The sequence below is a fragment of the Achromobacter sp. Root565 genome, from assembly GCF_001427425.1.
Taxonomy (GTDB): Bacteria; Pseudomonadota; Gammaproteobacteria; order Burkholderiales; family Burkholderiaceae_B; genus Achromobacter; species Achromobacter spanius_D.
Genome location: NZ_LMGO01000001.1, coordinates 125466 through 134863, shown reverse-complemented (window position 1 = coordinate 134863; position 9398 = coordinate 125466). Strand labels below are relative to the sequence as shown.

At 71.1% G+C, this 9398-nt stretch carries 12 protein-coding genes; all 12 read right to left on the bottom strand.

Features of this window, described 5'->3' with window-relative positions:
- Positions 1-9 precede the first annotated feature (9 nt).
- The 12 genes from ASD71_RS00645 to ASD71_RS00590 are packed head-to-tail and all read right to left on the bottom strand — an operon-like array spanning position 10 to position 9395.
- The gene (locus ASD71_RS00645; RefSeq protein WP_056558517.1) at positions 10-333 is read right to left on the bottom strand and encodes a hypothetical protein; all 324 of its coding nucleotides are present in this window, start codon (positions 331-333) and stop codon (positions 10-12) included.
- Positions 334-346: 13 nt separating this feature from the next.
- Positions 347-862: a phage baseplate assembly protein V gene (locus ASD71_RS00640; protein WP_056558514.1), complete on the bottom strand. Its 516-nt coding sequence runs from the start codon at positions 860-862 to the stop codon at positions 347-349.
- Positions 859-1986 carry a hypothetical protein gene (locus ASD71_RS00635; protein ID WP_056558512.1) on the bottom strand — a complete coding sequence of 376 codons (1128 nt, stop codon included), beginning with the start codon at positions 1984-1986 and terminating at the stop codon, positions 859-861. The genes ASD71_RS00640 and ASD71_RS00635 overlap by 4 nt, the downstream gene beginning before the upstream one ends.
- Positions 1979-2320, bottom strand: a complete 342-nt coding sequence (locus tag ASD71_RS00630) for a hypothetical protein (RefSeq protein ID WP_056558509.1) — start codon at positions 2318-2320, stop codon at positions 1979-1981. Before ASD71_RS00630 ends, ASD71_RS00635 begins: the two co-directional genes overlap by 8 nt.
- Complete coding sequence (locus ASD71_RS00625) at positions 2317-2970, bottom strand: hypothetical protein (protein ID WP_056558507.1); 654 nt, start codon at positions 2968-2970, stop codon at positions 2317-2319. Before ASD71_RS00625 ends, ASD71_RS00630 begins: the two co-directional genes overlap by 4 nt.
- Positions 2967-3236 (bottom strand): hypothetical protein, encoded by a 270-nt coding sequence (locus tag ASD71_RS00620; RefSeq protein WP_056558503.1) that lies wholly within the window; start codon positions 3234-3236, stop codon positions 2967-2969. The genes ASD71_RS00625 and ASD71_RS00620 overlap by 4 nt, the downstream gene beginning before the upstream one ends.
- Before the next feature lie 8 nt (positions 3237-3244).
- Positions 3245-4390 (bottom strand): DUF4157 domain-containing protein, encoded by a 1146-nt coding sequence (locus tag ASD71_RS00615; protein ID WP_082578735.1) that lies wholly within the window; start codon positions 4388-4390, stop codon positions 3245-3247.
- A gap of 8 nt (positions 4391-4398) precedes the next feature.
- Positions 4399-4641 (bottom strand): hypothetical protein, encoded by a 243-nt coding sequence (locus tag ASD71_RS00610; RefSeq protein WP_156395049.1) that lies wholly within the window; start codon positions 4639-4641, stop codon positions 4399-4401.
- Positions 4638-6581, bottom strand: coding sequence for an ATP-binding protein (locus ASD71_RS00605; RefSeq protein WP_056558496.1), 1944 nt, complete (start codon positions 6579-6581; stop codon positions 4638-4640). Before ASD71_RS00605 ends, ASD71_RS00610 begins: the two co-directional genes overlap by 4 nt.
- A complete protein-coding gene (locus tag ASD71_RS00600) occupies positions 6578-7870 on the bottom strand; it encodes a DUF4255 domain-containing protein (protein WP_056558493.1) in 1293 nt (430 codons plus the stop codon). Before ASD71_RS00600 ends, ASD71_RS00605 begins: the two co-directional genes overlap by 4 nt.
- Entirely contained in the window at positions 7867-8673 is an 807-nt protein-coding gene (locus tag ASD71_RS00595) for a hypothetical protein (RefSeq protein ID WP_056558490.1), read from the bottom strand. The genes ASD71_RS00600 and ASD71_RS00595 overlap by 4 nt, the downstream gene beginning before the upstream one ends.
- Entirely contained in the window at positions 8670-9395 is a 726-nt protein-coding gene (locus ASD71_RS00590) for a hypothetical protein (protein ID WP_056558487.1), read from the bottom strand. The genes ASD71_RS00595 and ASD71_RS00590 overlap by 4 nt, the downstream gene beginning before the upstream one ends.
- Between the last annotated feature and the right edge of the window lie 3 nt (positions 9396-9398).

Below are 9398 nucleotides of genomic sequence, written 5' to 3'. Positions count from 1 at the left end.
GCTTCGTCCTTAGATGCCCACGACGCGCGCCTGCGCCTGCAGCGCCAGCATCGGCGTGCCGGTGGGCATGCAGATCGACGAGCCCGCCTGCAGCGCGGCCGGCAGCCCGCCGATCAGCACGCGCGTCGCGCCGGCGAGCCACATGCCGGTGATGCAGGGGCCGTTGCCCGACGGTGGCGGCGGAAACGTGCAGCCGGCGATGGAATACGTCGACAGGATGGTCACGGCCGGCTGGCCCGACAGCAGCACACGCGGATTGGGCGACGTCGGAATGGCCTGGCCGCCGTGCGAACACTGCACGGTGGCGCCGAGATGCAGCAGGGGTCCGGGCATGCTCTTAGCCTCCTCAGGTCACCGTCAGGGCGCCCTGGTTGATGTTGACGGCCGGGCCGGCAAGCATCACCGTCGCACCCTGGCCGTTGGACAGCGTGATGCCCACATCGCTGATCGAGATCATCGCGCCCGTCTTGGTCTTGAGCAGGATGCCGCCAGTGGGGCCCGGCAGATCGGAAATCATCAGCGTGTTCTGCCCGCCGGTCTGCAGCACGATGCTGGGCGACACAGGCAGGCCGGCCAGCGCCAACGCGGGGACTTCGGCGGCCGATCCCCAGAATCCGCCGACCCAGATCGGGTAGTCGGGCTTGCCCTGTTCAAACTCCACCCACACGCCCGAACTGACCTGCGGCACGACGAACACGCCGCTCTGCTGACCGGCGAACGGCACGCAGGGCATCGCCCAGCTTGAGACGCCCAGGCCCAGCACGTCGGGCACCTGCACCTGGATGCGGCCCATCTGCATGGGATCGACGTTGTTGATCACCACACCGCGGAATTTGCCGTAGTGGCGTTGGGGTTCTGTCATGGGGGCACCAGGGGCAGGGTCGAGATCAGGCCGTTGCGGGCCAGCGAAAATTGCTGCCGGAATTCGCCCGCCTTGAGCGAGCTGTCGACGCGCTTGACGTAGTACAGGCCATCGAACGCGAGCCCCGCGCCGCGCACGCCCACCAGCTGGCGCGACTTGAGCACGTGGCCGTAGCGCAGCACGTTGAGCGATCCGTCGGCGGTCACCGCGTCGGCGGTGGTGCCGGCGGCCATGGCCAGGCCGCGGCCCAGCGCGGCGGCCGGCGACAGTTTGGCGGTGTCCTTGAGCAGCGTCAGCCCCTTGGCCAGCGGCGGCAGCAGGCCCAGCGGCGGACTGGTCAGGCTGACGTCGGGGACGGGCAGCGGAATCGGAAACTTGGTCAGCGGATTCTGGATAAAGATGACCGGCAGCGCGGCATCCGACTGGTTCACCGCGAACGACAGCGACTCGACATTGCTGTGCACGTCCATGCCCAGGTTGAGCGCGGGCTGCACCGGTCCCAGCCGGATCTCCGGTCCCCAGTACGCCACGTTGGCGCCGGGCAGCGGACCGGGCTCGATGTAGAACACGTGGCCCACTTCCCGCGCAAGCTGGCGCACGTACGCCAGGTCCGTGCCTTCGTGCAGCGGAATGCGTTCCACCGGAATCGGCACGTCCGTGAAGGGCGACGGCACGATCAGCGGCAGCATGCCGTACAGCGCGTAGCGGCCGATGATCGCAGCGACGCGCGCGGGCGGCGGCATGGCGGGGTAGGGCAGGCCGCTCATGTCCTGCTTGTCCATCGCCACGGTCAGGTCTTCGCCGGTGACGGTCAGGCGCGATTGGCCGGGCGCGTTGCCGTCCGTGATCTCCTGGCGCGTGACCAGCCCGTCCATCAGCACGGTGGGCAGCCCATTCAGCGTGGCGATCAGGATGACGCGCAGCCACGGCACCTGGCCGCCGGTGATCACCAGCAGCGTATGCAGCGGCGAACGGTTGCTGACGGAGAACGTGAGCTGAAATCCGCCCGGGCCGTCCGCGGACGACGACACCTCGACGCGCTCCAGGCCGTCCATGATGGGACGGGGCGCGGGCACCGGCAGGCCGGGGCCGACAAGCAGCGTCAGGTGTACGCCGCTAAGCATCGCTGCCCCCGAATGGAGCGCCGAATGCAGCACCCAACGCGGCGGGAAGCGTCACGCGCAGGCTGCGCCCGGGCACTTCCAGCGCTGCCGGACGCGGTGCGTCATTGCCGTCCGCCAGGCGCCAGAACTGCAGCGGATCGCCCAGCGCGGCGGCCGCCAGCCGGTCCAGCCGGTCGCCCGGGGCCACCGCGACCTCGCCCACCGCGGTAAGCGCCGCCGGGTCCGGCAGAAAGCGGCGGCGCAGGTAGACGAGCGGCCGGCCGTCCGGCCCGGGCATTTCCGCCGTGGGGACGTCGTGGTACCGGCTGTTGGCGGGAAAACGCTGCACGCTCATGGCAGGGACTCCAGTCCGACGGAACCCAGGTCGCCAAGACCGGCCAGCGCAGCCAGCCGTTCCTTGCGCTGCTGATACACCAGGTACAGATGGCCACCCTTGTCGCCAAAGCCCAGATCGCCCACGTGCAGCACGCGCAAGCCCAGCGACACCTTCGCGCGGATGGGATTGAGCCGCGCGTCGAAGGCCTCTTCGGTAATCGAGAAATCAGTCACGCGCACCGGCACCACGCGTTCGCGGCTCCACACGAACAGGCTCAGCGGCGCGACCGTGGGCGCGATCTCCAGCGTTCCCAGGTTGGCAATCTGGTTGTTGCGAATGAGGGCAGCGCTGTCCGGATAGACAATTGTTTCCAGCGCGGCCAGCTGCGCGTGGATGCCGGTGTCGCGCGCCTGCGGATGGTCGTCGGGAAATTCGAGCTGATCGGTGGCGTCCAGTTCGGCGTCCAACCGGATCGTTTCCGCGGGCGGCCCTTTCAGGCGCAACGGCTCGCCCGCCGCGCCGCCGTCGTCCACGCTCTGCGGCTGAAGCGATCGCGTGAGCGTCTCGGGGTTGTATTGCAGCGAAATCACGCGCTGCACCGCCCCGCTGGCGGGATCGATCAGGATGATGCCGCCGCGCAGCAGGCGGGGCGAAAGCGGTCCGCTCATGGGTAGGCCTGCGGTTCCGCGGCGTTGCGCACGGCGGTGATGCGCTGCGCGCCCACCAGCGCTTCCGGCCAGTGGCGCGCCGCGCTGAAGAGGTCGGGGCGGTAGTCGAATTCCAGCACGAAGCGTGACACCGGCACCCGCGCCACGCAGTCCAGTTCGACGGCGCGCAGCTTGCCCGGCGGTTCGTCGACCATCGTGACGTCGGCGTAGCGCGTCTGGCACAGATCCAGCACCTCGCCCACGGTCTTGCCAATCCAGTCTTCCATGGCGGCTCCTAGATCAGGTTCATGTTCTTGGGCACGGCGCTGGCCTCATCCGGCCGGCAGGCCCGATAAAAGCAGATGCCGCAGCCGTCGACCGAGGCTCGCACCGCGGTCTCGACCTTGGCCTGGAACGTGCCGGTGGCCGCGGCAAACGCGTCGTTCCAGCGTGTCTTGAAATCGACGCTGCGCTTGCGGCAGTCGTACACGGCCTCGTAGTCCTGCATGTTCAGCGCGTAGTTGCAACTGCCGGCGCCGATGTACTTCACCCAGCCCTGGCTGCCGGCCATGAAGTTGGCCACGTCGGCGCCGGAGAATGCGACGCCCAGCTTGGACCCTTCGGAACTGCTGTACGGATGCGTGTGATACGTGCCGAGGGTGTAGTCGCCCTTTTTCTCGGCGGGCAGGCTGATGCTGCCGCCGCCGCCCGAGCCGGTGCGGATGACGCGCTTGCCGTCCTTGTCGGACACGATGCGCCCGCCGTGCTCCTGCACGGTGTCGCCGCCGTGGCCGGACTTGGACCAGGCCTCGTTGACCGCGGCATACACGTCATCCGGCATGGTGTGCGTGGTGGGACATTTGCGCGCTTCGGCTTCGGCCACGCGCAGGTCTCCCATGCCGGCGCGCTGCACGGTCTGCGCCATGCCCGGCGCCGCATTGGGCCGTGACAGGCTGCGCGCGGCGCGGTCGGCTTCCGCTTCCAGCGGCGAGTGCGACGGGCCCAGTTCCAGCGGCAGCCCGGGGCGGTAGCGCCCCTGCTGCTGCACGACGTGCGCCAGTTCGTGCGCCAGCAGGTCGCGGCCCTGGCGTGTGCCCGGCGCGTAGCGGCCGGCGCCAAAGGCCACATGCGGGCCGACGGTGTAGGCCTGCGCATCCAGCGCGCGCGCCGAATCCGCCGCCCGCGCATCGGCGTGGATGCGCACGCGCCCGAAATCGTGGCCGTAGCGCCGCTCGAATTCCATCCGGTCGGCGGTGGCCAGCGGCTGGCCCGCGCTGCGCAGCACGTCTTCGACCTGCTCGGGCACGGCCGTCCTTGCACGGCCGGCAGCCAACGAGGCGCACTTCGACTTGCCGCCGCAACCGCAGGCGCATCGCCGCATCACCAGGCGCGAGCGCGGCGGCGATGTGTCGGGCCGGGGCGTGAACAAAGACGTTCTCATGGCACGGCTCAATGCTTCAGATGAAACGTGTCGGCGATGGCGCGGCCCGCCTGCGTGCCGGTTTGCGCCGGTTGCGCGCCGTCCGCCACGGTGCGCACCTGCTCCACATTGGCATCGGTGACCGCGCCGCCGTTCAGCGCCGCGCGCCGGACCAGCTCGTGGACCAGGGCGGCAACGAACGCGTTGCGTTGAGCCGCGTCATGGCTCGGCAGGCTGAGCGCGCGGATATGCAGGTGAATTGCGGATTTCATGGCCATCCTCTCGTTTCGGCGTCGGCCAGCGGCCGTTCCCGTTTGGCGGCTTCGGCGTGCGCGGCTTGCAGCACGTGAGCCATGGTGACTTCGGAGCCGGCATCGGCGGCCAGGAAGGCCGCGTTCAGCGCGACGTTGCGGATGCTGCCGCCCGTCAGGTTCAGGCGCGCCAGTTGGCGCGGATCGAGATCGCGAGTCGGCGTGGCGGCCGGGAACACGCCGCGCCAGATCCGCGCGCGCTGGTCCAGGTCAGGAAACGGAAACTGCACGACAAAGCGCAGCCGTCGCAGGAAGGCGCTGTCCAGGTTGGACTTCAGATTGGTGGTCAGCACCGCGAGGCCCCGGTACGACTCCATGCGTTGCAGCAGGTAGCTGATTTCGATGTTGGCGTAGCGGTCGTGGCTGTCCTTGACCTCCGAACGCTTGCCGAAGAGCGCGTCCGCCTCGTCGAACAGCAGGATCGCGCCGCCGTCTTCCGCGGCCTCGAACAGGCGCCGCAGATTCTTTTCGGTCTCGCCGATGTACTTGCTGACCACGGCGGATAGATCGATGCGGTACAGGTCCAGCCCGGTCTCGCGGGCCAGGGCCTCGGCGGCCATGGTCTTGCCCGTGCCGCTTTCGCCGGTGAACAGGGTGGCAAGGCCCAGGCCCCGCGACTGCGCAGCCGCAAAGCCCCAATCCTGGTGGACGCGATAGCGCTGGCGCAGATGGGCCGCGATCTGGCGCAGCACCGCGCGCTGCGGCTCGGGGAGCACCAGGTCGTCCCAGCCTGCCGCCGGTGTCAGGCGCTGCGCCAAGCCGTCCAGCTTGCGGCGGCTGGCCTGCGCGCAGCCCTGCCACAGTAAGGCGGCCGGATCGGCGCCGGTCTCCTGCAACGCCGGCGCCAGCGCGGCGGCGGTGCGCTGCAAGGTTCGCGAGTCCAGGCCGAACTGGCTGGCCGCCTGGTCCACGGCATCGCCCACGCGCGCGGCTGCCTGCGGGCCCAAGGCCTGCCGCCACAGGGTTCTGCGGTCGGCCTCTTGCGGCCGGGACACCGCGCACGGACGCGAGGCCACGCGCAGCGTGACGGGCTCGCGCACGCCCACGAGGCACAATCCGCCGGCCTGTTCCACCAGATGCCGCGCCGCCGGCGTCAGTCCCTCCGAGGCGTCGACGTACAGGGCGGCGCCCAGCAGCACGGCCTCGCGCTGCCAGAGCGTCAGGATCGCATTGCGTTCGGCGGCGTCCGCCGGGACGTCTTCGGCCTGCAGCGTCAGACACGCGAGGCCCGCGGCATGCGCGGCGCGCGCCGCCACGTCTTCCTGCGCGCCGGGGTCGTCGCCTTCCAGCACGAACACCGGCAGCGGCGTGCCCTGCGCGTCGGCGACCTGCGCGGCGATCTGCTGCGCCGCCGCCTCGTGCGCGGACGCGGCGTGCGGCAGGGGCAGCGCCGGCCGCAACAGCGGGCGCAGACGCGCGTCAGGTTCGTTCAGGCCGGCCAGGTAATGCAGCACGCGTTCGTCGATGCGCAGCCGCGCGGTGCTCAGATCCGCCGTGTCGTCCACGTCCAGCAGGCGCCAGCGGCGCAGCGGACGCTGCGGCGACAGGGCGCTCCAATGCGCGCCTTCCAGCTCGGCCAGGGCCAGCGCAAAGCTGGCATGGCGCTGGTTTCCGGTCCGTCCGTTCGCGTGGGCGCAGAGGTCGGCCAGCACTGCGTCCATCTCGATGCCGGCGCACAGCAGCAGCAGGTCGCGCTCGAACGCCGACAGGCCGAAGGTGGCCGTCAACTGGTCGATGGCCGAGTCGCCGTCCAGCGCGGCGCGCGCCTGCGCAAGCTGCTGCGCGCCGTGGCGCGGCGGCCGGCTGCCGGGCTTGCGCAGCCGTGTGCGCAGCCGCGCGAACTCGGCGGCCATCAATTGCTGGTTGGCTTCGATCCAGTCGGTGGGCGCGCGCGCGTTCATGGCAGCTCGATCTGGCGGTCTAGATATCGGACGGGGACCGCTTCGCGGTCCACCAGCGGGCTTTCGATGCCGTCCACCCGCAGCCGCGCCAGAAAGCGCGTGCCGGCGGGCGGCGCGTCGCGCCATTCGAAGATGAGCGCGCTGGCGGGCGCGGCGGCGGGTTCAGCGGGCAGCTCCCGGTCGCCCAGCAGCAGGCTGGCCGTCTGGCCGGGCAGGAGGGGCGGTGCGATCCCCAGCGTGAAGCGCACCGTGCCCGCGTTGCGCGTCGCGGCTGCCGGCGGCAGCACGGGCTCGGGCGCCAGCACCAGGGCCAACTGATTGCTGTCGCGCCGCAGGCCGGTATCGGTGGCCTGCATCGTGGCATGCACGCGGTACATGCCGACCGGCAGGTCCGCGGGCATCGTCAGCCGCACCCAGGCGTCCGTACCCGCCTCGACGGCAATGGTGCGTTCGGCGTCCAGCGTCGTATGGCGCAGCGTCACGGCGCGCGCCAGGCCGTCCAGATGATGGCCCAGCAACGTCACGGCGCCGCCCGGCACGGCAACCGGCTGCTTGCCGGCTGGTTGCACGGACAACAGCGTGGGCAGCGGCGGCGTGAGGCCCGGGAACACCAGCACGCCCCGGTCGCGCGGCGTGCCGGGGATGGCTTCCCCGCGTGTCAGCACGGGCAGCGCGCCGCGTGCGGGCCGCCGGGATTCGATCAGCACCACCGACACTTGAAACGCGGCGGTTGGCCGGTAGTGCGCCTGCAGCGCGGACCACAGGCGCGACATCTCTTCGGCGCCCAGCGCTGACGGCGTGATCTTCAACAGCTCGATCTGGCTGGCCAGGTCCGCGCTGCGCAGGCTTTGGTACACGGTGGGCAGGATGGCGCCATCGACCACGTCCGGATCCAGCGCGCGGCGCACGGCCTCGCGCGGCAGCACGGCGGATTCGTGCAGCAGTTGCAGCGCATAGCCAAGCAGCACTTCCGCTTGCAGTTCGGCGCGGCCATACGCGGTCAGCAGATAGTGCAGGTCCAGGGCCAGCGGCGGATTGGCGATGCGCTCGCCTGCCGGATCGCGCGACGGCAGCGCGGCGTTGCGCCACGCGGCGTTGGGCGTGACCTGATGCAGGAACAGGTTCAGTTGCGGGTCTTCCTGGTTGTCCAGCGACACCGCGTCGGGCGCCAGCGCGGACACCTTGACGCCCGCGCCCAGCGCGTCCGTGACGGCGTGGTCGATCATGCCCGAGTCGAGCAGGTCCTTGATGACGGCGGTCACCGCCGCGATCGCCAGCGCGTTGCTCATGGCAGCCCCGTGCGTCTGGCGGTCAGGTAGGCGCGCAGCGACAGCGCGCAGGAGCGCGGGGCGGCCGGGACCGCGCGCTGGGGCGGGGGGGCGACTTCCAGGCGGTCGATGGTGATGTGGACGTCGGGCGGGGAGGGCGGCTGTGCGAGGCGATTGGTGGTGGAGGCGGCATCGGCGGGGGCGCTTCGTGCATTGCGTGCGGGGAGGACACGTGCATCGGCGGCGAAGGCCGAGACGGGCGCGGTAGCCGGGCGGGCGAGGGCCGTGACGTCATGCGCGCCGCGTGCCGCCGCCGGCAAGGGCCGTGTGATTGGCGACACGGCTGCCGGGCGGGTGTGCTGAGCTTCGGCGGCGTCGTTGTCGGCCTCGATGGGGCCAAGCGCGCGCAGGTGGCGCTCCGGCGAAAGCGCGACTCGCTCGGCCTGCTCCGCGCTGCGCGTTAGCCGGTCTGCTTCGGATAGCGGCGGCGTCACGCTGGCATGCACAACATGCACGCTGGCGACGTCCGCAGCGCCGCGTCCATTCGCACCGGCCGCTTGCGCATTCCATTCAGCGTATCCAAGCCCGGCAGACCACGGCGCGCGCGACGGCGTCTGCAACGAGCGCGCGCCACCGGATTCCGCGTCGTTGCGGGCGGTTCGGTCAAACGCTTCCGCAGCGGCCGCCGCGTCCCGCGCATCGCCCCGCCAGGCATCACGCAGACCGGCCCCAAGAACCTCCACCGCCCGCGGCGACGGTGCGCTACGCAGGCGCGGCGCCGTGCCCACGCTGCGGCTAGCAAGCTGGCGCAGGAAGCCGCTCATGGCAGCGCCTCGCTGTCGGCCAGTTCCAGATACGCGGCGCGCCGCTCGGGCCCCAGCGCCAGCACCTGCGGCTCGGTCCAGCCGTAGGCGCGCGCCAGACGATGCACGTCCCGTAGCAGACCGCGCGCACACAGGCTGATGTCGTCCCACACGCAGGCGTCGGCGTCCAGCGCCACTGTCCACGCATGGGCGCAGTCCGCGCAGCGCAGCGACAGTTCGATGTTGGCGGCGGGGTCCAGCGCTTCCATGCGCGCTTCGATGTCCTCCAGCGCCGCGCCCTGCGGCAGGCGGGCGTCGGGCGGTGCGCCAACCCGGCACGCGCGCAGCAGCAGCGCAAGCGCCGCGTCGCTGTCGGCGGCCATCGCGGCCTGCACCTGGTCGCGGCTGCTGGGCAGACGCCAGGCGGCGCCGTGCGCGTCGAACATGGGTTCGGCCGATGCGCGCTCCGGCGGCGCGGACACCGTCTCCAGCAGCGCGGCCACGTCCAGGTCGAACGCCATCGCTGCGCCGCACGCCGGGCAATCAGCGCACGCCGCCAGCCGCGGCCCGAACGTGGCTTGCCGCAGGCGCAGCAACGCCAGGGTCCGCCATCCGACCGGCCGTGACGCGGCATCCACGTCAGGCATCGCCACGGCAAGCGCGCGCAGGCCGCGGTCTATCGGGTGGCAGTCACGACCTGACTCCCACAGCGCCAGAATCTGCGATTCGATCAGGGCGGTCATTGC